This window comes from Herbaspirillum lusitanum (genome assembly GCF_026127345.1).
Lineage (GTDB): Bacteria > Pseudomonadota > Gammaproteobacteria > Burkholderiales > Burkholderiaceae_D > Herbaspirillum > Herbaspirillum lusitanum.
This window is the reverse complement of the sequence record NZ_QXFG01000009.1, coordinates 154,605-177,370: the sequence shown is the minus strand read 5'-3', so window position 1 is coordinate 177,370 and position 22,766 is coordinate 154,605. Positions and strand designations below refer to the sequence as shown.

Here is a 22,766-nt window from a genome sequence, read left to right as displayed (position 1 = left end):
CCGGGTTACCACCAGCAGAAGCGAACGGATATTTATGGCTATCGGACTCATCATCATCGGCGACGAAATCCTTTCCGGAAAACGCGTCGACAAGCATTTCCCCAAAGTACTTGAATTGCTCACGGCACGCGGCCTGCAACTGGCCTGGGCCGAATACGTCGGCGACGATCCTGAACGTATCACCAACACTCTCAGGCGCACCTTCGCCAGCGAAGATATCGTGTTTTGCACCGGCGGCATCGGCGCCACACCGGACGATCACACGCGCCAGTGCGCGGCGGCGGCGCTGGGCGTCGAGCTCGCGCTGCACGCTGACGCCAAGGTCAAAATCCAGGAACGCATCGCCGATACCGCGCGCGAGGCCGGCATCACTCCGGTGTTCGACGCGCCGGAAAACCTGCATCGCCTGAAGATGGGCGAGTTTCCGGTCGGCTCCTCGATCATTCCCAATCCGTTCAACAAGATCCCCGGCTTCTTTGTGCCGAACGTCAGCGGCGAGGGCGCGCATTATTTCGCGCCGGGCTTTCCGGTGATGGCGTGGCCGATGTTTGAATGGGTGCTCGATACGCACTATGCGCACTTGTTCCACCGCGTCGCGCGTGCGGAAAAGTCGGTGCTGGTATTCGACATGCCGGAGTCGACGCTGACGCCGCTCATGGAAGCCATCGAGGCGGAGTTTGCGCTCGTGAAGGTATTCAGCTTGCCGCATGTCGGCGACGACAAGACGCGCCGCCACATCGACCTCGGGGTCAAAGGAGAACCAGCGCAGGTGGAAGATGCTTTCCGCAAGATGGAAGAGGGCCTGCGCCAGTTGAAGGCGGATTACCAGCAGGCAAGTGGAAACTGAACTGAGTCGGAGATGATGCCGTGGGCAAAAAAATGCCCCGGCTCACCGAGGCATCAGAAACGGTATCTTAGGAGGAAATCAGATACCGAGGAGACAAGGATTGCTCTGAGGCGCTACGGGTAGAACGGGGATACGCCTCATTGCTGAATAACGGGTATTGCACAAGCACTACTTGCAACCACTTGCAGAAATCTTGCAGCGTTACAACTGTGTCAACAAACCAGTAAAGCAAACCGGGGCAGAGCAATCATCATAACGAATATTGTCTGCCCGGGTGTTGTTCAGGCTCGAATTATTCGTTGAAATTATTTCTTGCTGCGGCTTGTTGCTTTTACGGTTGCCTGCGACAGCTGATCGACGGCGCTGGAGACGTTGGCTTCCAGTGCTTCGCTCGCTTGTTTGGCGCTCTTGGTGAATTGCTCGTAGCCGGCGTTGAAGTTGCCGATGGTTGTCTTGACGAAAGTGATCGCGTTTTCCGAACCGGCCGGGGCGTTCTTGGAGGCCTCGTCGATCAGCGAAATCACCTTGCGGTTGACCTCCGCCAGTTGCGCTTCGGCGGTCTTGGTCAGTTCCGCTTGCGTGGTGGACACGATGCCGGCCAGATGGCGGCCATAAGCCAGGCTCTTTTCGACGGTAGGCTGAGCCTGCGCGCTCGAGAATGAAAAGAATTCTTGCGCATCCTTTGCGGTCAGCAGCTTCTGTGTCGCTTCGCGCGTTTCTTCCAGGGAAGACTTGGTGGCTTTCAGGTTCAGGTCGACCAGCTTTTCGACGCCCTCGAAGGTCTTGTTGGCAAACTGGCTAAACAGTGCGATTTGCGCTTCGAAGTTCGCTTTGGTTGCGGCGGAGAATTGTTCGGTGAGAGTCGTCATTTTGCGTAGTCCTTTGGTCCGATATCAAGATTGAATGGAATGGGGCAGGGAAATGCACGCTATTGTTGGACACTCTTTTGTGCGGTGCACAATTCGGATTTTAGGTGAAAACACCGGCATGTCAATAGGTTTGCCGACGATTTTCAAAAAGATTGTGGCGCATTTCCCGCAGATGTCACACATACTCCCGAGTCGGTTTTTTTTGGGGCCGCTTCAGTCTTGCATCAGGCCTGTATCGGCGTCCGCATCAAGCTGCTGAATGCCTATTGAAAGTCAATGTTTGAGAGCCTACTACAGCGACCATTTCGTCCTGCCGCTGCCGGTCGGACATCGTTTCCCGATGATCAAGTATCGCCTCATCCGCGAGGGCGCCGCGCGTGCAGTGGCGGATCTGGAATTCCATGAAGCCCAGGCAGCCACCGACGGCGTGCTGGCGCTGGCGCATCATCCGCGCTATGTCGATCTGGTCTCGCGCGGCGCCTTGCCGGAGCAGGTGCAAAAGGACATCGGCTTCCCCTGGTCGCCGGAAATGGTCGAGCGTTCGCGCCGGTCCGCCGGCGCCACCATTGCCGCTTGCCGCAGCGCTTTGGAGCAGGGCGTCGCAATCAATCTGGCCGGTGGCACGCATCACGCTTATGCCGATCGCGGCGCCGGATTTTGCGTGTTCAATGACGCCGCCGTGGCGTCGCGCCTGATGCAAGCCGAACGCCGCGCCGCGCGCGTGGCGATCGTCGACCTCGACGTCCATCAGGGCAACGGCACCGCATCGATTCTGGCGAAGGACGATTCGGTGTTCACCTTGTCGCTGCACGGCGAACGCAACTATCCATTCGAAAAAGAACGCAGCGACCTCGACGTCGCCTTGCCCGACGGCGTTGGCGATGCCGACTACCTGGCTGCATTGGAGGCGGCGCTGGCGCAACTGATGGCGCGCTTCGCTCCGCAACTCATCATCTACCTGGCCGGCGCCGATCCGCACGAAGGCGACCGGCTCGGGCGCATGAAACTGAGCATGGACGGCCTGGCGGCGCGCGACACGCTGGTGTTCGAACTGGGTCGTCAGCAAAGAATTCCGATCGCGGTTACGATGGCGGGCGGTTACGGAAAAAACATCGAAGACACCGTCGCCGTCCACGTACAAACAATAACGCTAGCCAGTCGATACGCTGCCGACTGGAATTGAACCCGGAGCCAGGATTTTCACCCCGCTTCCGCGCAGACCTCCCGCAGTGTGTTTTGGATAACTATGATTCGCATCGCCGCCGGCGCCGCCCAGGACAAACGCTCCTGGAATCCCTTGCTGCTCAATTTCGTTCCGCTGGCCTTCGTGCTGATCTGGAGCACCGGCTTCATCGTCGCCAAGTTCGGCCTGCCGTACGCGCCGCCGCTGACTTTCCTGGTGCTGCGCTTCGCCGGTGTGCTGATTGTCCTGGTGCCGCTGGTGCTGGTGCTGCGCGCGCCGTGGCCGCAAGGACGGCAGATCGGACACATCGCCGTGGCCGGCGTGTTGTTGCATGCGGCCTATCTGGCGGGCGTGTGGAGCGCCATCAAGATGGGCATGCCGGCCGGGTTGACCGCGTTGATCGTCGGCATGCAACCGGTGCTCACTGCATTCGCCGCACCCTTCGTCGGCGAGCGCGTCAAGGGACGCCAATGGCTGGGATTGGGGCTCGGTTTGTGCGGCGTCGGGCTGGTGGTGGCCAACAAGATTTCACTGATCGGCTTGTCGTGGCAAGCGATTTCCCTGTGCGTCATGGCGCTGGTGACGATCACCATCGGCACGCTGTATCAGAAACGCTTCTGCCCGCACTTCGACCTGCGCACCGGCACCATCGTGCAGTTCGTGGCGTCGTTGCTGGTGGTGCTGCCGTTTGCGATTTTCCTGGAAGACTTCGACCTGAGTCTACATGCGGTCGCGTGGACGCCGCAGTTCATCGGCGCCTTGCTGTGGTCGGTGCTGGCCTTGTCGATCGGCGCCATCTTCCTGCTGTTCGCGCTGATCCGGCGCAGCGCGGCGACGGCCGTCACCAGCCTGCTGTACCTGACGCCGCCGACCACTGCCGTGATGGCCTGGCTGATGTTCGGCGAAGTCTTCAGCCTGGTCGGCATCATCGGCATGGTGGTAGCCGTGATCGGCGTCGCTTTCGTGGTGCGCAAGTAGTTTCGTTCAGACGGGCATCAAGGTAATCAGCTTCAGATCCGGCCGGTTCGCCACACGGAAATTCACCTGCTGGTAAGTCAGCTCGCCCTGTACGGGATGGCGGAACAGGCGCTTGCCGCCTTCGCGTTCGACCACATCCTGCAGGCTCCAGGCGCGCTTGAACAGCGCACTGCGCGCCGATAATTCTTCCACCATCGTCTTGATCTGCGGATCGTCCAGGTACTGGCCGCAATCGGCCCGAAACTCCGCGACCAGGCGGCGTGCGCGCTGTTCCCAATCGGTGATCAGTTCTTGCGAGGCCGTCGTGCAAAACGTGAAAAACAGCAGGTTGCCATATTCGCTGCCGGCAGTGAGCCAGCCCGTGAACAGCTTGCGAGCCGGCGCGTTGCAGGCCAGTGCGTTCCAGTAGCGGTCCAGCACATACGCCGGTTGGCGGATGCTGCGCACGACATCGAGAATTTCCGGCGCGATGCTTTCGGTGTGATCCTCCTGATGCACCGGATCCTTCTTTTCCGCCAGTTCAAACAAATAGGTGCGTTTGGCGCGCGGCAGGTGCAGGGCATCGGCGATACGCGCCAGCGCTTGCGGCGAGATCGAATCGGTGCGGCCTTGTTCTATCCAGGTGTACCAGGTCACGCTGATGCCGCACAGCTGCGCCACTTCCTCGCGTCGCAAGCCCGGCGTGCGGCGTCGGGTGCCGTGCGACAGATGGCCGAGTCCGGCCAGCGTCGGCGAGATCTGCTCGCGCTGCGATTTGATGAACTCGCCGAGTGCTTTGCGCTTGATATCGGGTTTGAGAGTCTTGTCCTGTCTGGCGTCGTCGGATGGCATGGCGAAAGGGGAGGTTGAGGCTGTTGGTTTTGGTAATAGTATAAATGGTGAACTTGTACCAGGATACAGAACAACTAAACTTGCGTCTCCAGCCACTCAATCACCACGTGAACATATCAACCCAGGGAGCCAGGAATGCGTAGCCACAATGAAGTGATTTCCGAACAATTCGGCACTACCGCCGCCTCGTATCTGACCAGCGCTGTCCACGCGCAGGGTGCGGATTTGCAAGACCTCGCGGCGTATGCCGCAGCCTATCCGCACGCCCGCGTGCTGGATCTGGGCTGCGGCGGCGGCCACGCCAGTTTCGCCACGGCGCCGTTCGCCGCACAAGTGGTCGCCTACGATTTGTCGGCGCAGATGCTGGAAGTGGTGCGCGCCGCCGCCGTCGAACGCAAATTATCGAATATTGAAGTGCAGCAGGGCAGCGCCGACCGCCTGCCGTTCGCCGATGCCTCATTCGACGTCGTTTGTACGCGTTTCAGCGCGCATCACTGGCGCAATCTGCCGCAGGCCTTGCAGGAAGCCGCGCGCGTGCTGAAGCCGGGCGGTCGCTTTGTGGTGATCGACACCGCAGCGCCGGCCGATGTGCTGGCCGACACCTACATGCAGGGCATCGAACTGCTGCGCGACACCTCGCACGTGCGCAACGTCAGCCTGTCGTCGTGGAAAAAACTGATTGCGCAGACCGGCCTGCAGGTCGAATTTTCCAAGAGTTGGAAACTGACGCTGGAATTCGCCTCATGGGTCGCACGCATGCGCACCTCGCCGGAACACATCGTCGCCATCAAGTCGCTGTGGCGCGCCGCGCCGGTAGAGGTGCGCGCTTACTTCAACGTGGCGGAAGACTATTCCTTCGACATCGATACCGTGCTGGTGGAAGCGATCAAGCCGATTTAAAGCACGCCCGAGAATATACTGGACCCCATGTGCGCTCGGGCTGTTTGCATTCACTTTGCTGATGCTCGTCAACGGAGGCGGGGGGAGGTTCGTTATACCGCTCAATCAGGTAGTGTGAGCGGTGTTCTTTATCTGACTGTTTCCCCCCAAGTATCCTGGCGACGCTGGTGTGCAATTACGGCTTCGTCCGCATCGGGTCCGCGAGTGCGTTGCAATGCGTTCATCTGGTCCCGATATTCGCCTCTGTTATCGCGATGGACTGGCTGGAGGTGGCGTTACACTGGTATCATGCTGTGGATTTTATTTCGTACTGGCGGGTCTGTTTATAGCAAATCTGAGGTATCGCGACCGTTAAAAAGAGTCGCATGGGGTTTCTAAAAATTAAAAAAAGCGCATTTTTCAAGAAAGTTGTTTAAAAAGTTGCGCTAACTACCTAATTATCTTGCGATTTTCCCTTGGTTTGCTACACTGCCAACAGTTTCTTGTATGTATCAATCAGGGGGAGGTTCACCAATGCTCAAATCTGCGCTAGCTGCCGTCGCTACGGCACTTCTGGTCCTGGTCGGCACTTCCTCTGTGCAAGCGCAAACTTCGCCTAATTCCAAGAAAACCGCCGTTAAAAAGGCCGTAATCAAGAAGAACGTCGTCCATCGTCGTCCAGTCGCCGCGCCCAAGCGGGCCACTCAAGCTTCGCTGGACCGCCGTGAAAAACTGGTCAAGAAGGTCGCCGTCGTCCACGGCAGGCGCCGCGTGGTGTATCAGCGCGTCGCAGCGATGCCGACCGTTCCGGTGGTGCCGCCCGTCATGACCGCCGGCGACATGGCCGGCCTCAACCTGACGCAAGATCCGCTGGCGCTGCGTTCCAACGTCGCACTGGTAATCGACCAGGCCAGTTCGCAAGTCCTGTTTGAAAAAAATTCCTCCGTCGCCTTGCCGATTGCTTCCGTCACCAAGCTGATGACTTCGCTGGTGGTGGTTGAAGCGCGCCAGAACATGGAAGAAATCCTGACCGTCAGCGATGACGATGTCGATCGTCAAAAACACAGCAGTTCCCGCCTGCGCGTCGGTGCGCAATTGTCGCGCGACGACATGCTGCACATTGCACTGATGAGTTCCGAGAATCGCGCTGCATCGGCGCTCGGTCGCAATTATCCGGGCGGCCTGCCGGCATTCGTCGCCGCGATGAACGCCAAGGCGCGCTCGTTGGGCATGATGGATACGCACTACGTGGATTCGACCGGCCTCTCCAGCAATAACGTCGCCAGCGCACGCGATCTCGCCAAACTGGTGGTTGCAGCTTATAACTACCCGATCATTCGCCAATACTCGACCGATGCCAAATACATGGTCGAGCCCAGCGGCCACGCTCTGCAATACGCCAGCTCCAACCGCCTGGTCGCCAGCAAGGATTGGGACATCGGCCTGCAAAAAACCGGTTACATCAACGAAGCAGGCCACTGCCTGGTCATGCTGACCAAGATCGAAGGCCGTTCGGTGGTGATGGTGTTCCTCGATTCCAAGGGCAAGCTGTCCCACGTGGGCGACGCCGCACGTATGCGCAAATGGCTGTCCGAGCAGGGGCCGCAGAACCTGACCCGCGTGAATCTGCGCGCACGCGCGGACGAAGGCTGATCCGGATTTAGTCCCGGATAATTAAAAAAGGCGAACCTCGGTTCGCCTTTTTTATTGCCCCCGTCCCGGCATCGGGTCGCCGGTCGGATTACGCCGCGCCATCCTGCAGGTTTTGCTGGTTCACGAAGCCCAATGCCGAGGAGATCTGCGCCGCGGTCGTGACCAGGTCTTCCACCCAATCTTCCTGCAGGCGATCGGCCGGCGCCGAAATCGACAGTCCAGCGACCAGTTTGCCGGAGTCGTCGCGGATGCCTGCCGCCATACAGCGCACACCCAGCTCCAGCTCTTCGTTGTCGCGTGCGTAGCCAAGCGCGCGCACCATGCTCAGCTCGCGCTCCAGCTTGCTCAGGTCGGTAATCGAATTCTTGTTGTGGCCGGCCAGCCCGGTGCGCGTGGCATAGGAACGCACCGCCTTGGGGTCGTCGATGGAGAGGAACAGCTTGCCGGTCGAGGTCAGATGCAGCGGCGCCCGGCCGCCGATGGCGCGCACCACCTGCATGCCCGAGCGTTCGGAGAAGGAGCGGTCGATATAAACAATTTCATCGCTCTGGCGCACCGACAAGTTGATGGTCTGATGGGTCTTGCGGTGCAGGGCGCGCATGAAGTCGAGTGCGGCTTCGCGTACGCTCAGGCGGCTCTTGACGATGTTGCCGAGTTCCAGCAGACGCATGCCGAGGCGGTAGGTGCCGGGCTCCGAGCGATCGACGAAACGCTTCACCACCAGGTCGTTGAGGATGCGGTGGGCCGTCGATGGATGCAGCTTGGTGGCGGCCGACAATTCCTTCAGGCTGACCGGATCCGGATACATTGCCAGCGCGTCCAGCAGGGACACCATCCGCTCAATGACCTGGATCGATATCGCGCCTGTCTCGTCGTGGGCTTCTTTTTTCATCTCGATTTCTGATGCATTGCAATAGGTTCTTTATACCACATTGTGAAAATGAGAAGAAGACGGTGCGCCAGGACGAGGCGTTTTACGGGGCCGCCGGTAGTTTTACGATAAAAAAATGAAACGGCGGCGACAGTGTTCAAGGGACAGATAGCAGCCCCGGCTCCGTGATTGCGTCATAACGGCCGATATTGCGATTCGCCGTGAATTCCTATTCATCCATGCCTCCCGGCTATATTGCTGCCGGTGATTCCCTTATGCGAATTTGATATGAACAGCGCCTGTCTATATTCGGCAGTCTTGTTGTTGCATATCTGTTTTTTGCATATTGAGAGAAGAAAGTATTCGTTCGTTTTTTCTTGCCGCCTCATTAACCTGTGCTCTCCAGAACAAAACTGAACAAAGAGGGATGCAGATCATGTTGAAAAAGCTTATCAAGTCGGTTGCCGTGGCAGCCTTGTTTTCCCAGGTTGTGCCGCTGGCGCACGCTGCGGATATCTCCTTGCTGAATGTCTCCTACGACCCGACTCGCGAACTCTACGCCGACTATAACAAGGCCTTCGCCAAGTACTGGAAGGCCAAGACCGGCGACAACCTGACCATCAAGGCATCCCACGGCGGTTCCGGCAAACAGGGACGCTCCGTCATCGACGGCATCGACGCAGACGTGGTGACGCTGGCGCTGGCTTACGACATCGACGAAATCTCGGAAAAGGCCAAACTGCTGCCGGCCGACTGGCAAAAACGCCTCGACCACAACAGCTCGCCATACACCTCGACCATCGTGTTCCTGGTGCGCAAGGGCAACCCCAAGAAAATCAAGGACTGGGACGACCTGATCAAGCCGGGCGTCTCGGTGATCACGCCGAATCCGAAGACTTCGGGCGGCGCACGCTGGAACTACCTCGCGGCATGGGCCTACGCGCTGAAGAAGGGCGGCAATGACGCCGCTGCACGCGATTACATCTCCAAGCTGTTCAAGAACGTGCCGGTGCTGGACTCCGGCGCACGCGGCGCCACCATCAGCTTCGTTGAACGCGGCCTGGGCGACGTCCTGCTGGCATGGGAAAACGAAGCGCTGATCTCGCTGAAAGAATGGGGTCCGGACAAGTTCGACGTCATCACCCCATCGATCTCCATCCTGGCTGAACCGCCAGTATCGATCGTCGACAAAGTCGTTGATCGTCGCGGCACCCGCAAGGTCGCCGAAGAATACCTGAAGTATCTGTATTCCGATGAAGGCCAGGAAATCATCGCCAAGAACTACTACCGTCCGATCAACCCGAAGATCGCTGCGAAGTACGCATCGCAATATCCGAAGGTCAACCTGATCACCGTCGACAACACCTTCGGCGGTTGGCAGAAGGCCCAGAAGGATCACTTCTCCGACGGCGGCAGTTTCGATCAGTTGTACGTACCGAACAAGAAGTAAGCACCCGGCGTAACGATACAAGTTCGACCCTCAGCGCCAAACTCCGGGAGCCTGCATCACGGCTTCCGGAATCATCTCCAGATTCACCTGATTCACCCTTTGAGTTGACCATGACGATTCTCTTGTTGGCCGGCAGTCCTTCCGCTCCGTCCCGTTCCACCCGCTTGCTGCACCACGTCGGCGAAAAGCTGGCTGCGCTCGGGCACCGCTATTCCAAACTGGACGTACGCGATTTGCCTGGACAGGCGTTGATCCGCGCCGACTTCAACGACCCCGAGATCAAGGCCGCGCTGGCCCGCGTTGCAGAAGCTTCCGCAGTCGTCGTGGCGACGCCGGTCTACAAGGCAGCCTACAGCGGTGCGCTCAAGGCTTTCCTCGACCTGTTGCCGCAGTTCGGCCTGACCGACAAGCTGGTCTTGCCGCTGGCGACCGGCGGTAGTCAATCGCACATGCTGGCGCTCGATTACGCGCTGCGTCCGGTGCTGTCGTCGCTGGGGCCCAAGCATGTACTGCCAAGCATTTACGCGACCGAAGCACAAGTGATCTGGTCGGAGCAGGACGGCCTGGTGCTCGATGCGCCCATCGTGGCGCGCGTGCAGGAAGGCGTCGATCAACTGTCGAGCAGCCTGTTGGCCTTGCACAAAACCGCGCCGGGAGCATTCACCGACGTACCGTTTTCGCAAATCCGATGTAGCGTTTAAGCGTAGCTCCGAATCTAGCTCCGCTTCAAATTAGTCATCCATGCAAGACCCAAGATCCGCTGCAGAAGCGGAGGGGCCTTGTTACGCCGAATTTCACAAAATAACAGTTACGGGAAAACAGATGAGTGCACAACAACGTTCCGCCAGACGCCGTACCCTCGGCCTGCTGACCACTCTGGCCATTGCCGCTGCAGGCCTTGGCGTGAGCAACTTCGCCGCGGCCCAGTCCAGGCAAGTGCTGCGCATCGGCTATCAAAAAGCCGCCAGCACGCTGGTGCTGCTCAAGGCGCACGGCTTGCTGGAAAAGCGTCTCCAGGCGCAAGGCGTGGAAGTCAAATGGGCCGAATTCACGGCCGGGCCGCAACTGCTGGAAGCGCTGAATGTCGGCTCGGTCGACTTCGGCTATGTCGGCGAAGCGCCGCCGGTGTTTGCCCAGGCGGCAGGTGCGAACTTCGTCTATACCGCGTATGAAATCCCGACGCCGGATGCTGAAGGCCTGCTGGTGCAAAAGGATTCGCCGATCAAGAGCGTGGCCGAACTGAAGGGCAAGAAGATCGCCTTCAACAAGGGTTCCGACGTGCACTGGCTGGTGGTGGCCCTGCTCAAGAAAGCCGGCCTCAGCTACAGCGATATCCAGCCGGTTTACCTGGCGCCGGCCGATGCCCGTGCCGCGTTTGAAAAAGGCGCCATCGACGCGTGGGCCATCTGGGATCCGTTCCAGGCCGCCGCTGAAAAACAGATCGGCGCACGTCGCCTGGCAACCGGTGTGGGCGCAGTCAGCCATCACCAGTTCTTCCTGAGCGCGCGTCCGTTCGCTGAAAAGAATGCGGCGATCATCAAAGTGCTGCTGGAAGAAATCACCAAGGAAGGCCAATGGATCCGCGCCAACACCAAGGAAGCCGCGACCCAACTCGCGCCTATCCAGGGTCTGGACACCGATGTCATCGAAATCAGCCTGAAGCGCTATGAACATATCTTCCGGCCGATCGACGCCAAGGTGCTGGAAGAGCAGCAACGCATCGCCGACGCCTTCTTCGAGCTCAAGCTGATCCCGAAAAAACTCAGCGTCAAGGACGCGGTGCTGAAGTAAGAAAGTAATACGCACGAAGGATGCGCCGGCTTTCGAGAGAGCGGCGCGCCGCTGGTTTTACCTGATACCGATATCGATTGGAGTTTGCAATGAACGTTTTCTGGTTTATCCCCACGCACGGCGACAGCCGCTACCTCGGCACCGCAGAAGGCGGTCGCCTGGTCAGTCATGACTACATGAAGCAGGTCGCAGTCGCCGCCGATACCTTGGGATATGACGGCGTGCTGCTGCCGACCGGACGTTCCTGTGAAGACGCCTGGGTCACAGCCGCCAGCCTGATCGGTGAAACCAGGCAACTGAAATTCCTGGTCGCGGTGCGTCCCGGCCTGAGCGCACCGACGTTGTCGGCGCGCATGGCAGCGACCTTCGACCGCCTGTCCGGTGGCCGCTTGCTGGTCAATGTCGTCACCGGCGGCGATCCTGCCGAGCAGGAAAGCGACGGCATCTTCGGCACCCACAAGGAGCGCTATGAAATCTCCGATGAGTTCCTCAAGATCTGGCGCGATGTGCTGAGCAAGACCCATACTGGCGGCGAAACCAATTTCGAAGGCAAGCACCTCAGCGTCAAGGGCGCCAAGGCGCTCTATCCACCGGTACAGGCGCCATACCCGCCGCTGTATTTCGGCGGCTCCTCGGACGAAGCGATCGACCTCGCCGCTGAACAAGTCGACGTCTACCTGACCTGGGGCGAACCGCCCGAAGCTGTCGCCGAAAAGATCGCCATCGTGCGCGCACGCGCCGCCAAGGCCGGCCGCACTCTGCGCTTCGGCATCCGCCTGCACGTGATCGTCCGTGAAACCACGGAAGCCGCCTGGCGCGCCGCCGACGAGCTCATCAGCAAACTCGACGACGCCACCATCGAAAAGGCGCAGAAGACCTTCGCCAAGATGGATTCCGAAGGGCAGCGCCGCATGGCCGCGCTGCACGGCGGCAAGCGCGACAAACTCGAAGTCAGCCCGAATCTCTGGGCCGGCGTCGGCCTGGTGCGCGGCGGCGCCGGCACCGCGCTGGTCGGCGACGGTCCGACCGTGGCGGCACGCCTGAAAGAATACGCCGACCTCGGCATCGACACCTTCATCCTGTCCGGCTATCCGCATCTGGAAGAATCGTATCGCTTTGCCGAACTGGTGTTTCCGCTGTTGCCGCGCAAGCAGAAGGAAACGCTGCCCGGCTTCAACCTGACCGGCCCGTTCGGCGAGATCGTCGGCAACACCCACGTACCGCCGCCGGTCGCCAAGCCGGCGCAGCAAGTTTCGGAGAGTTAAGGAGCCGTCATGAGTACAAGCATCGCCAGCCCTACCGTCGATACGCCGCGCAAGATCGCTGCTGCCAAAAGTAGCGTCAGCGGCAGCGGCAGCAGCAATGGTTTTGGCGCCACGCAATTATTGTCCTGGGCCTTGCCGGTCGGCCTGATCGTGGTGTGGCAGATCGCAGCGCAACTGGGCTGGCTGTCCAGCCGTATCCTGCCCGAGCCGTGGGCAGTGTTGCGCGCAGCCTGGAACCTGTCGGTATCGGGCGAGTTGTGGACGCATCTGGGCGTCAGCACAGGGCGCGCCGCCTCGGGCTTCGCCGTCGGCGGCGGACTCGGCCTGCTGCTTGGACTGCTGACCGGCACCTTCCGCCAGGCCGAAGTGCTGCTCGACACCACGCTGCAGATGGTGCGCAATATTCCGGCGCTGGCGCTGATCCCGCTGGTGATCCTGTGGTTCGGCATCGACGAGACTTCCAAGCTGTTCCTGGTGTCGGTCGGCGTGTTCTTCCCGATTTACCTCAATACTTTCCACGGCATCCGCTCGGTCGACAAGGGCCTGATCGAAATGGCGAAGAGCTACGGCTTGTCCGGCTGGCCGCTGTATCGCGACGTGATCCTGCCCGGCGCGTTGCCGTCGATCCTGGTCGGCGTGCGTTTTGCGCTCGGCCTGGTGTGGGTGCTGCTGATTGTGGCCGAAACCATCTCGGCGCAAGCCGGCATCGGTTACATGACCATGAACGCCCGCGAATTCCTGCAAACCGATGTGGTGCTGGTCGGCATCCTGCTGTACGCGCTGCTCGGCAAACTGGCCGACGTGCTGGCGCGCAGCCTGGAAAAATTCTGGCTGCGCTGGCATCCGGGTTATCAATGAACAAGGCAACCAACAAAGCAACCAGCAAAGAAACGGATAAGGGCGTCGCGATGCAAAACAATCCTGTCGAAACCACGCAAGTAAAGAATGCCGCCGAAGCGCAAGCCGGCAAGCAAAGCCGTGGCGTGCGCGTCGCCATCGACGGCCTGTCGAAATCCTATGCCGGTCGCGAAGTTCTGAAAGCCGTCGCGCTCGACGTCAAGCCCGGCGAATTCGTCGCCATCGTCGGTCGCAGCGGCTGCGGCAAGAGCACCTTGCTGCGCCTGATCGCCAAACTGGAAACCGCCACCCACGGCGAAGTCGCCTTCGCCAAGGACGCCGACGGACGTCAAGCGGGCTTCGAGCCGGAGACCCGCATCATGTTCCAGGACTCGCGCCTGCTGCCATGGAAACGCGTGCTCAACAACGTCGCGCTGGGCTTGCCCAAGGCAGCCTTGTCGTCGGCCTCGCAAGCGCTGCGCCAGGTCGGTCTGGAAGAACGCGCCGGCGAATGGCCGGCTGTCCTGTCCGGCGGCCAGCGTCAACGCGTGGCGCTGGCGCGCGCTCTGGTGCACGACCCCGAATTATTGCTGCTGGACGAACCGCTGGGCGCGCTCGATGCGCTGACCCGCATCGAGATGCAGCAACTGATCGAATCGCTGTGGCAAAAGCGCGGCTTCACCGCCGTGCTGGTCACGCATGACGTACAGGAAGCGATCGCGCTGGCCGATCGCGTGGTGCTGATCGAAGACGGCAACATCACGCTCGACCAAATCATCGACCTGCCGCGTCCGCGTGCACGCGGCAACCCTGCGTTCGCGCAGATGGAAGAGTACATCCTGTCGCGCGTGCTGCAACACCCGGCCAGTGCGCCGGACGGCACGCTCGGCGATGTCTCGCTGCAGAAGACCGTCAATCAGGTGCAGTGGGCAATTTAAGTTTTCATTTTTTGTTTTCGTTTTTATTTTCGTTTTTAATTTTTTAACGCAGTTTTCCACCCCACCAGGAGTCAAGCATGACCATTCAAGCCATCAACGTCCGCAATCAATTCAAGGGCAAAGTCAAAGCCATCATCGAAGGCTCCGTTGTCTCCGAAGTCGATGTCGAAACACCAGCCGGTATCGTCACATCGGTCATCACCACACGCTCGGTCAAGGACCTGGGCCTGGTGATCGGCAGCGAAGTCGTCGCGCTGGTCAAGGCGACCGAAGTGTCGATCGCCAAGCTCTGATCCGATTTCATCGCGGAGCCATTGATGAAGTATCAAGCCCTGGAAAAATATCTTGCCCGCCTCAATGGGCCCGACGGTTCAGGCGGGCAAGAGTCCAAGGTCTGGCTGGATGCGGAAGGGCGGGCGCAGGGCAAGTATTTCAACACCACGCTCACTTCCGCGTTTCAACCGATACGCGTATTCGGCAGCGCCGGCACGCCGGACGCCACCGTCGTTGCGCATGAAGGATTTGCGCGCAGCTATTCCGAAGACGACAGCGGTCTGCATCTGTGGCGCCTGCTCGACCAGGCCGCCAGTGATGACGAGTCGGTCGAACTGGATCGCTTGTGCCGCATGTTGCATTCGATCAATTTTTATCGCCAAGTGGACCACGACGTCAGTCTGCACCTGAGCGTGCATGCGCGTTTGCTGGCAGCCGTCGACAGCAATCACGGCATCGCTTTCCGCCGTATCCTCAATCTGCTGGAATTGCCGCATGACAAGATCGTGCTGCAAATGCCGGTGGTGACGCAGAACCAAGGCTGGCTGCTCAACTACGTGCTGGACAACTACCGGCGCAACGGTTTCCGACTCGGCATCAGCGCCGCCGATGCACGCGATGCGCTGGCCTTGCTGGAGAAGGTCAAGCCCGACATGATCAAGGTCGACGCGCGCGAACTGACCGATGAAGAGGGCACCGAGAAGTTGCTGCGGCAAGCTGCTGCACACGGCATCCGGGTGGTATTCAAGCGCGTTGAGAATCCTGCGGTGTTCGCCCGGTTGCAGGACTTCGGCGGCAAACTCGGCACGCCGGTGTATGCTCAGGGCTATCTCTGGGATACGCCGAAATCGATCCTGGCGCTCCCGCTTCCCGACGCTGAAAGCAAGGTGGCCTGACATGGGCAAGACGACCGCACGCAATCAAGGCAGCTCCGTTGTTCCACGCATTGCGGATTTCCGCGTGTTGGTGGTGCCGGGACTTGACGGCAGCGGTCCCGAACATTGGCAGTCGCGTTGGCAACGGCTGTATCCGGCCTTCGAGCGGGTAGAGCAGGATCGCTGGGACGTTGCCGATTTGCCGGTGTGGTCAGCGCGTTTGCAGGAAGTGCTGGCGCAGGATGTTCGTCCTACCGTGATCGTTGCGCACAGCTTTGGCTGTCTGACGTCGGTGCATCGTGTGGGGATTGATGCCGGTCAGATCGTCGGTGCACTGCTGGTGGCGCCGGCGGATCCTGAAAAATTCAAAGTGGCCGATGTGGTGCAGGTGCGGCTGCCGTTTCCTTCAGTGGTGATCGGCAGCACCGACGATCCCTGGATGTCTGCCGAACGTGCTGAATATTGGGCTGGTGTTTGGGGCGCCGAGTTTGTCAATGCGGGGGCGGTGGGGCATATCAATACTGCTTCGGGGTTGGGGGATTGGGTGGCTGGGCAGGAGGTGTTGGCGGAGTTGGTTAAGCGGGTTGGTAACCGTAATTCTGTGGCCTCTACCTGACCTGTCTTCCTGTTCTCATTAATTTTTTTCTTTCTTCGGACGACCTCGCCGGGGGCGGCCCGGCAGCCGCTCACTTTCTTTGCTTCGCCAAAGAAAGTAAGCAAAGAAAGGCGACCGCAAGTTCGTAGCCCCTTCGGGGTTCCCGGCGTCGTCAGGCACAAATCGGGAAGGGAAACAAACTCGCTGCGCTCAGACAAGTTTCCCTTCTTTATCCAATTTGCACCTGCCGCCACCGGCTACTCGCAAGCGGGAATTCCAGACTGGCTCGCTGCGCGTCGCCAGGGGAATGAGATGGTTTTTAGATCGCCTGTCGCTTTTACTCCTGCTTCCTCGTCCTCGTCTTAAATTCCTTGTCCGCCGGACACTTCAATTCTCTGCGCCGTCACCCAGCGATTGTCCTGCGACAGCAGTGAGGCGATCATCGGGCCGATGTCGTCCGGTACGCCTACGCGGCCCAGTGCGGTCAGGCCCGCAAACTGTTTGTTGATCTCGGGATTGTCCCGCACCACGCCGCCGCCGAAATCGGTTTCGATGGCGCCGGGGGCGACCGTGTTGACGGCGATGCCGCGGGCTCCGAGTTCCTTTGCCATGTAGCGCGTGAGCACTTCGACTGCGCCTTTGGCGGCGGCATATACCGCATAGCCGGGGAACGAGGTGCGCGTCAGGCCCGAGGACAGGTTGACGATGCGGCCGCCGTCGGCGATCAGGGGCAGCAGGGTTTGCGTCAGGAAATAGACGCCCTTGAAATGCACATTGACCAGGCCGTCGAATTGCGCCTCGGTGGTGTCGCCGATCAGGGCGTAGTCGCCGTGGCCGGCGTTGTTGACCAGGTGATCGATGCTGTTGCGCGACCAGGTGTCGCGCAGCGCGGCGCGCAGGCGTTCCGCAAAGGACGCGAATGCGGCGACGTCGCCGGTATCGAGCTGCAACGCGACCGCCTTGCGGCCGAGTGCCTGGATTTCAGCAACCACGGCTTGCGCTTCGTCGCTGCGGCTGTGGTAGGTGACGACAACGTCGCCGCCATGGCGGGCGATGCTGAGGGCGGTGTTGCGGCCGAGTCCGCGGCTGGCGCCGGTGACGAGGGTGATCCTGGTGGCAGTGGTGGTCATGGTGGGCTCCTGTGCTGTGATGTATCGATGCGTTGATGGAAGCCGCAGTATCGAACGCAGGGGGCGGGTCCGGTTACCGGATACTCGACGTTCCTTGCCTGATCCTCCAAGTCGCGTGCAAGTCGCGTGCAAGACAATCGCCGACAAGGTAGGCTTGCACCATGACGACCTTACTCACTGCCGTGCAACGCTATGCCGACGCTCATGCCGGGCGGGACGGGCTGGCGCATACGCCCATCGCCGGACTCACCATCGTGCGCGCGACCGAGGTCAGCGAATTGCTCTACGCCATTTCGCGACCGCTGGTGTGCCTGGTCTTGCAAGGCGGCAAACGTGTAGCCATGGGTGCGCAGGCCTTTGCCTTCTCGGCCGGCGATTCGCTGCTGATCACGGCCGACGTGCCGACGGTCAGCCAGATTACGCACGCAAGCCTTGCCGCGCCTTACCTGTCGCTGGTGTTGGAACTCGATCCTGCGGTGATTGCCGATCTGGCGATGCAGATGGAAGCCGCACCTGCTTCCGCACAGGCACCGGTGCGCGTCGACCCGACCGATGCGGAAGTCGCCGATGCGGCGTTGCGGCTGATGCGCTTGCTTGATCGTCCGGCCGCGTTGCCGGTGCTGCAGACCCAATTGACGCGCGAGTTGCATTACTGGCTGCTGGCGGGCAAGCATGGCGCTGCGATTCGCAATCTGGGATGGCCGGACAGTCAGGCGCGGCGCGTGGCGCGTGCGGTCGAGGTGTTGCGGACCGATTTCGCGCAGGCGTTGCCGGTGGAACGCCTGGCGGCGGTGGCGGGCATGAGCCCGTCGTCATTTCATCAGCATTTCCGCAGCGTGACTTCGTTGTCGCCGCTGCAGTTCCAGAAGCAGTTGCGCCTGATCGAGGCCAGAAGGCTGATGCTGACCGACGGCGTCAGCGCCAGCAGTGCGGCGTTTGCAGTCGGCTATGAGAGCGTGCCGCAGTTCACGCGCGAATACGGCAGGATGTTCGGCCTGCCGCCGGCGAAGGATACCGAAGAGGCGAAGAGCAAGGTGCGTGCTTCCGCTTCCGCTCCCGTATAACTACGCCTGATTACGCGCCGATCTTGCCGAGCGATTTCAGAACCCCTTGCTCTTCGATGCTGCGCAGGAATGTCTTCACCGCAGACACAAACTCCACCCGCTTGGCAAGATCATTTCCGAACACGGCTTCCAGCGCCAGCAAGGCATCCACGCGTGCGTCGATGTCGGCGATGCGCGCCGCCGCTTGCAGCGCATCAGCCAGCGGATCGGAGATCGGATACGCCAGCCCGGCTTCATCTTCTCCGCGCAGATAACGTATCCATCCCGCCACCGCAAAACACAGTCGCATGCAAGGCAGTCCCGCATCGAGGCGTGCGCGGATGGTGCCGAGCAAACGCTGCGGCAGCTTTTGCGAACCGTCCATGGCGATCTGTTGCAGGCGATGCTTCAGCGCCGGATTGCGGAAGCGCGCCACCAGCTCGTCGCGATATTCGTCCAGGCCGGGACGTTGCAGCGTCGGTGCGATTTCCTGCGTCATCATTTGTTCGATGAAGCCGCGCAAGCCGTCGTCGCGGATGGCCTGGTCGACCGTCACGTAGCCCGCCAGCGAACCCAGATAGGCGAGGCTGGAATGGCTGCCGTTGAGCATGCGCAGCTTGGCGTGTTCGTAGGGCTCGGCTTCTTCCACCAGGGTTGCGCCGGTGGTTTCCCAAGCTGGTCGCGGACCGGCGAAGCGGTCTTCGATCACCCATTGCGAAAACGGCTCCGTCATCACCGGCCAGGCGTCGTCGACGCCCAGGCGTGCGGCGATGGCGACGCGATCCTCATCGGTGGTCTTGGGCACGATGCGGTCCACCATGGAGTTGGGGAAAGCGCCGTGCCGGGAAATCCATTTCGACAATTCAGGATCGACATGCCCGGCAAACGCCAGCACCAGCGCGCGCGAAGTATTGCCGTTGGACGGCAGGTTGTCGCACGACAGCACCGTGAACGGCGGCAGGCCCGCATCGCGGCGCTTGCCGAGGGCGCGCACGATGAAGCCGATCGCCGAACGCGGCGCATCGGCATGCACCAGGTCGTGGACGATGTCGGGATGATCGAAGCGCAGCGTGTTGGACGCCGGGTCGTGGCAGTAACCTTTTTCCGTCACGGTCACGCTGACGATATGGCAATGCGCATGACTCATCGCCGCCAGCACGGCGGCGGGCGACTCCGGCGCGACCAGCGTGTCGACCAGCGAGCCGATGATGCGCAGCTGTTCACCTTCTACGCCTCTGATCGCCAGCGTATAGAGATTGTCCTGCGGCGCCAGCGCATCGCGGGTTTCAGGGCTGCGCAGCGATACGCCGACGATGCCCCAGCGCAGGTCGCCCTGCGCCAGCACCGTGTCGGTGTAGACCGCCTGGTGCGCGCGATGGAAGGCGCCCAGTCCGAGATGCACGATGCCGGGTAGTAGCGCGGCTCTGTCATAGTCCGGCAGCGCCGCCTGCTTATCTGCTTGCGCCAGTGTTTGCTTGTTCAGCTTCATGGTGTTCCTGCGTCAGGTTTCATCACTTTTGCGGATGCTCTTTGACGCGCGACACCAGTTGCGTCGGGCTGACGAAACGCATCGCGATCAGCAGCCAGATCAGCGTGACGATCATGTACACCATCGCCATCGCATCGATCGACTGGGAAGCACGCACGCCTGCGGCGAACACCGAGTAATACAGCGCCACCACTAGCGTCTGCGTATCCGCGCCGGCCGTCAGGAAGGTCAGCTCGAACATCGCAATCGTGCGCACCAGCACCAGCAGCGAAGCAGCCAGGATGCCCGGCGCCAGCAACGGCACCAGCACATGGCGGAACATCGTGAAGGTGCGTGCGCCGAACACCCGTGCGGCCGATTCGAGGTTCGGATCGATCTGTTCGATGAACGGCGTCATCACCAAAATCACGAACGGCAGCGCCGGCAGCAGGTTGGCGATGATGACGCCGGGCAGGGTGCCTGCCAGGTGCAGTTCATACATCAAGGTCGCCAGCGGGATGCCGTAGGTGATCGGCGGGATCATCAGGGGCAGCAGGAACAGGCCGGTCAGCAGTTTCTTGCCGCGGAAGTTGCGCCGCGCCAGAGTGTAGGCCGCCGGCACGCCGATCACGATGGACAGCACCACCACCGACAGCACCACCTGCACCGTTACCAGCAGCACGTCGCCGAGCTGGAATTCCTGCCAGGCGGCGGAATACCATTCCAGCGTCCAGCCGTTCGGCAGCCAGGTCCCGAGCCAGCGCTTGGCCACCGAGTTGGTGGCGACCGAGGCGATCATCAGGCCGACGTTGATCAGGAAGAAGGTCATCAGGCCGACCACCAGTCCGCTCCAGGCACGGCTGGCCCAGTGGGAGCGGCGCTTCGGTGCAGGCTGTCGTGAGATCGATTGCGAAGTCATCATGGGAGAAGTTGTCGTTGCTTGTGTCATGGTTAACCCTTGCCTCCGGTGACCGGACCGCGGTAGAACAGATTGCGCGCACCGAGCACGATCACCACCACGCCCAGTTGCACTGCGCCCATGATCATCGCTACTGCCGACGCCATGGAATAGTCATAGTTCTCGAACGCCGCTTCATACGCCGCAATCGAAATCACACGCGTTGCACCGGCCGGCGAACCCAACAGCACCGCCGAAGGAAACACCGAAAACGCTTGTACGAACGACAGGCAGAACGCCATTGCCAGGCCCGGCAGGATCAGCGGGAAGATCACGTAGCGGAACTGGTTGAACGGATTGGCGCCCAGCGTCGCCGCGGCCCGCGGCAGCACCGGATCGATGCCGGTGATGTACGACAGGATCAGCAGGAAAGCGAACGGGAAGCCCGAGATCACCAGCGAGATCAGTACCCCCGCATAGTTGTGCGTCAGGCGGATTGCGCCTTCGTAGATGTGCAGCGTCTGCAGGATCTGCGCGAACCAGCCCTTGGGGCCGAAATAGGTCAGCATGCCTTCGGCGATCAGCACCGTGCCCAGCGTGATCGGAATCACCAGGATCGTCGTGGCGATCTTTTGATAAGGCGTCTTGTGGCGCAGGCGATAGGCCACCGGCACCGCAATCAGGATGTTGATCAGCGTTGCCGGCAAGGCCAGCTTGAGCGTCACGCCGATGGTCATCCACAGGTTTTCCGTGTTGAAGAACTTGACGTAGTTCGACAGCATGCCGCCGCCTTCGAGCGGCTGGAACGACAGGATCAGGCCGTGGATGAACGGATAGACGAACACCGCCAGCATGAAGACCACGGCCGGTGCCGCCATCCACATGGCCGGATCACGCCAGCGCGCGCCGGCGGTTTGCGAGGACATCAGCATCATGCCACCTGTTCGAAAGGATAAGCCAGCACGCGGTCGGCGGGCACGGAGACGCGGATGGTTTCGCCCGGCGAGGCTTTGCCTTCGGCACGTACGTAAAGGCGCGTGTTGTCTTGCGTGCGCAGCATGAACAGCGATTCGCGACCGTAATATTCGACCGACTCGACGCGTGCGCTGATGCTGTTGTCGGGGGCGGTGCCGTCGGCGCAGATGCTGAATTCTTCCGGACGGATCGACACGGCGGCGCGGCCGTTCAGGCGCATCTTAGCGATGCCGGCCAGATTGACGCCGGGACCGGCCAGCGTGACGGTCCGCGCATCCTGGCCGATCACATCCAGAATCAGTTCATTGCGATAGCCCATGAAGCGCGCCACGGCGAGATTCGACGGCTGGCCGTAGACTTCCGGCGGCGTGCCGATCTGCTGCACCTTGCCATCCTTCATGACGACGATGCGGTCGGCCAGCGACAGTGCTTCATCCTGATCGTGGGTGACGTACAGGGTGGTGCGGCCGAGTTCGCCGTGGATGCGACGGATTTCGGAGCGCATTTCGAGGCGCAGTTTGGCGTCGAGATTGGACAGCGGCTCATCCATCAGGATCAGCGGCGGTTCGATGACGATGGCGCGGGCAATCGCCACGCGTTGCTGCTGGCCGCCGGACAACTGGCCGGGCAGCTTGTTCATGTGTTGCGCCAGTTGCACCAGGTCGAGGGCGCGCTTGACGCGGGTCTGGATTTCGGCGGCAGGCACGCCGCGCATCAGCAGGCCGAAGCCGACGTTCTTGGCCACCGTCATGTGCGGGAACAGGGCGTAGTTCTGGAACACCATGCCGAAGCCGCGCTGTTCCGGCGGCAAGGTATCGATGCGGTGATCGTCAAGATAGATTCCGCCGTCCGACAAGGGCAGCAGGCCGGCGATGCAATTCAGCGCGGTCGACTTGCCGCAGCCGGAAGGGCCGAGCAGGGCGATGAATTCGCCGCGCGCAATGTCCATCTGCAGACCGTCCAGCGCGGCGATCTGCGGCGCGTCGGTAGTTTTAGCCGGGCCGCCAAAGCGACGTGTCACGCGATCCAGTCGCAATGTCTTGAAGTCAGGTTTCATGCTTGCCTCTAATTGATCGTAATGAGCCGGGCGACGTGGAATATTTCATTGCCGCCCGGC

The 22,766-nt window shown here is 60.8% G+C and carries 23 protein-coding genes; 15 read left to right on the top strand and 8 right to left on the bottom strand.

The genetic code is table 11. The features are described from left to right. Nucleotides 1-34: 34 nt before the first annotated feature. A complete protein-coding gene (locus DXT88_RS14515; protein ID WP_016835611.1) occupies nt 35-847 on the top strand; it encodes a competence/damage-inducible protein A in 813 nt (270 codons plus the stop codon). Nucleotides 848-1,152: 305 nt separating this feature from the next. Here the strand turns inward: DXT88_RS14515 and phaP are convergent, their stop codons facing one another. Then, a complete protein-coding gene (phaP, locus tag DXT88_RS14510) occupies nt 1,153-1,716 on the bottom strand; it encodes a TIGR01841 family phasin (protein ID WP_016835612.1) in 564 nt (187 codons plus the stop codon). 340 nt (nt 1,717-2,056) lie between these two features. On the opposite strand from phaP, the gene DXT88_RS14505 reads away from it, so the two are divergent. After that, nucleotides 2,057-2,899 carry a histone deacetylase family protein gene (locus tag DXT88_RS14505; protein WP_265214534.1) on the top strand — a complete coding sequence of 281 codons (843 nt, stop codon included), beginning with the start codon at nt 2,057-2,059 and terminating at the stop codon, nt 2,897-2,899. Between the two features lie 63 nt (nt 2,900-2,962). Beyond that, nucleotides 2,963-3,877, top strand: a complete 915-nt coding sequence (locus DXT88_RS14500; RefSeq protein WP_265214480.1) for a DMT family transporter — start codon at nt 2,963-2,965, stop codon at nt 3,875-3,877. A gap of 6 nt (nt 3,878-3,883) precedes the next feature. On the opposite strand, the gene DXT88_RS14495 is transcribed toward DXT88_RS14500, so the two are convergent. Next, entirely contained in the window at nt 3,884-4,708 is an 825-nt protein-coding gene (locus tag DXT88_RS14495; protein ID WP_016835615.1) for a helix-turn-helix transcriptional regulator, read from the bottom strand. 135 nt (nt 4,709-4,843) lie between these two features. Between DXT88_RS14495 and DXT88_RS14490 the strand changes: the two genes are divergently transcribed. After that, complete coding sequence (locus DXT88_RS14490; protein WP_016835616.1) at nt 4,844-5,608, top strand: class I SAM-dependent methyltransferase; 765 nt, start codon at nt 4,844-4,846, stop codon at nt 5,606-5,608. 513 nt (nt 5,609-6,121) lie between these two features. Next, a complete protein-coding gene (pbpG, locus tag DXT88_RS14485; protein WP_265214479.1) occupies nt 6,122-7,240 on the top strand; it encodes a D-alanyl-D-alanine endopeptidase in 1,119 nt (372 codons plus the stop codon). An 88-nt stretch (nt 7,241-7,328) separates the two neighbouring features. Here pbpG and DXT88_RS14480 read toward each other — a convergent pair whose 3' ends face one another. Then, on the bottom strand, nt 7,329-8,132 hold the full coding sequence (locus DXT88_RS14480) for an IclR family transcriptional regulator (protein WP_265214478.1): 804 nt from the start codon (nt 8,130-8,132) through the stop codon (nt 7,329-7,331). A gap of 415 nt (nt 8,133-8,547) precedes the next feature. On the opposite strand from DXT88_RS14480, the gene DXT88_RS14475 reads away from it, so the two are divergent. The 9 genes from DXT88_RS14475 to DXT88_RS14435 all read left to right on the top strand — a co-directional run bounded on the left by DXT88_RS14475 (nt 8,548) and on the right by DXT88_RS14435 (nt 16,156). Next, nucleotides 8,548-9,561, top strand: a complete 1,014-nt coding sequence (locus DXT88_RS14475; RefSeq protein WP_029363804.1) for a sulfate ABC transporter substrate-binding protein — start codon at nt 8,548-8,550, stop codon at nt 9,559-9,561. Nucleotides 9,562-9,671: 110 nt separating this feature from the next. Further along, nucleotides 9,672-10,262 carry an NADPH-dependent FMN reductase gene (gene ssuE / locus DXT88_RS14470; RefSeq protein ID WP_016835620.1) on the top strand — a complete coding sequence of 197 codons (591 nt, stop codon included), beginning with the start codon at nt 9,672-9,674 and terminating at the stop codon, nt 10,260-10,262. Between the two features lie 121 nt (nt 10,263-10,383). Then, the gene (locus DXT88_RS14465; protein WP_265214476.1) at nt 10,384-11,352 is read left to right on the top strand and encodes a sulfonate ABC transporter substrate-binding protein; all 969 of its coding nucleotides are present in this window, start codon (nt 10,384-10,386) and stop codon (nt 11,350-11,352) included. 89 nt (nt 11,353-11,441) lie between these two features. Continuing rightward, nucleotides 11,442-12,617 (top strand): FMNH2-dependent alkanesulfonate monooxygenase, encoded by a 1,176-nt coding sequence (ssuD, locus tag DXT88_RS14460; protein ID WP_265214474.1) that lies wholly within the window; start codon nt 11,442-11,444, stop codon nt 12,615-12,617. Nucleotides 12,618-12,626: 9 nt separating this feature from the next. Continuing rightward, nucleotides 12,627-13,475 carry an aliphatic sulfonate ABC transporter permease SsuC gene (gene ssuC, locus DXT88_RS14455; RefSeq protein WP_265214472.1) on the top strand — a complete coding sequence of 283 codons (849 nt, stop codon included), beginning with the start codon at nt 12,627-12,629 and terminating at the stop codon, nt 13,473-13,475. Nucleotides 13,476-13,525: 50 nt separating this feature from the next. Next, nucleotides 13,526-14,392 (top strand): ATP-binding cassette domain-containing protein, encoded by an 867-nt coding sequence (locus DXT88_RS14450; RefSeq protein ID WP_265214470.1) that lies wholly within the window; start codon nt 13,526-13,528, stop codon nt 14,390-14,392. A 77-nt stretch (nt 14,393-14,469) separates the two neighbouring features. After that, nucleotides 14,470-14,685 carry a TOBE domain-containing protein gene (locus tag DXT88_RS14445; RefSeq protein ID WP_007884497.1) on the top strand — a complete coding sequence of 72 codons (216 nt, stop codon included), beginning with the start codon at nt 14,470-14,472 and terminating at the stop codon, nt 14,683-14,685. A gap of 24 nt (nt 14,686-14,709) precedes the next feature. Beyond that, nucleotides 14,710-15,561, top strand: a complete 852-nt coding sequence (locus DXT88_RS14440) for an EAL domain-containing protein (protein WP_265214454.1) — start codon at nt 14,710-14,712, stop codon at nt 15,559-15,561. A 1-nt stretch (nt 15,562) separates the two neighbouring features. Continuing rightward, nucleotides 15,563-16,156 carry an RBBP9/YdeN family alpha/beta hydrolase gene (locus DXT88_RS14435; protein ID WP_265214453.1) on the top strand — a complete coding sequence of 198 codons (594 nt, stop codon included), beginning with the start codon at nt 15,563-15,565 and terminating at the stop codon, nt 16,154-16,156. A 341-nt stretch (nt 16,157-16,497) separates the two neighbouring features. Here DXT88_RS14435 and DXT88_RS14430 read toward each other — a convergent pair whose 3' ends face one another. Next, the gene (locus DXT88_RS14430) at nt 16,498-17,265 is read right to left on the bottom strand and encodes an SDR family NAD(P)-dependent oxidoreductase (protein ID WP_265214452.1); all 768 of its coding nucleotides are present in this window, start codon (nt 17,263-17,265) and stop codon (nt 16,498-16,500) included. 161 nt (nt 17,266-17,426) lie between these two features. On the opposite strand from DXT88_RS14430, the gene DXT88_RS14425 reads away from it, so the two are divergent. Then, complete coding sequence (locus tag DXT88_RS14425; RefSeq protein WP_265214450.1) at nt 17,427-18,329, top strand: AraC family transcriptional regulator; 903 nt, start codon at nt 17,427-17,429, stop codon at nt 18,327-18,329. A gap of 10 nt (nt 18,330-18,339) precedes the next feature. Here the strand turns inward: DXT88_RS14425 and DXT88_RS14420 are convergent, their stop codons facing one another. The 4 genes from DXT88_RS14420 to DXT88_RS14405 are packed head-to-tail and all read right to left on the bottom strand — an operon-like array spanning nt 18,340 to nt 22,706. Next, nucleotides 18,340-19,797, bottom strand: coding sequence for a mannitol dehydrogenase family protein (locus tag DXT88_RS14420; protein WP_265214448.1), 1,458 nt, complete (start codon nt 19,795-19,797; stop codon nt 18,340-18,342). Between the two features lie 22 nt (nt 19,798-19,819). Continuing rightward, nucleotides 19,820-20,698 carry an ABC transporter permease gene (locus tag DXT88_RS14415; RefSeq protein ID WP_265214446.1) on the bottom strand — a complete coding sequence of 293 codons (879 nt, stop codon included), beginning with the start codon at nt 20,696-20,698 and terminating at the stop codon, nt 19,820-19,822. 29 nt (nt 20,699-20,727) lie between these two features. Then, the gene (locus DXT88_RS14410; protein WP_265214533.1) at nt 20,728-21,600 is read right to left on the bottom strand and encodes an ABC transporter permease; all 873 of its coding nucleotides are present in this window, start codon (nt 21,598-21,600) and stop codon (nt 20,728-20,730) included. Between the two features lie 5 nt (nt 21,601-21,605). After that, complete coding sequence (locus DXT88_RS14405; protein WP_265214444.1) at nt 21,606-22,706, bottom strand: ABC transporter ATP-binding protein; 1,101 nt, start codon at nt 22,704-22,706, stop codon at nt 21,606-21,608. Nucleotides 22,707-22,766 lie beyond the last annotated feature (60 nt).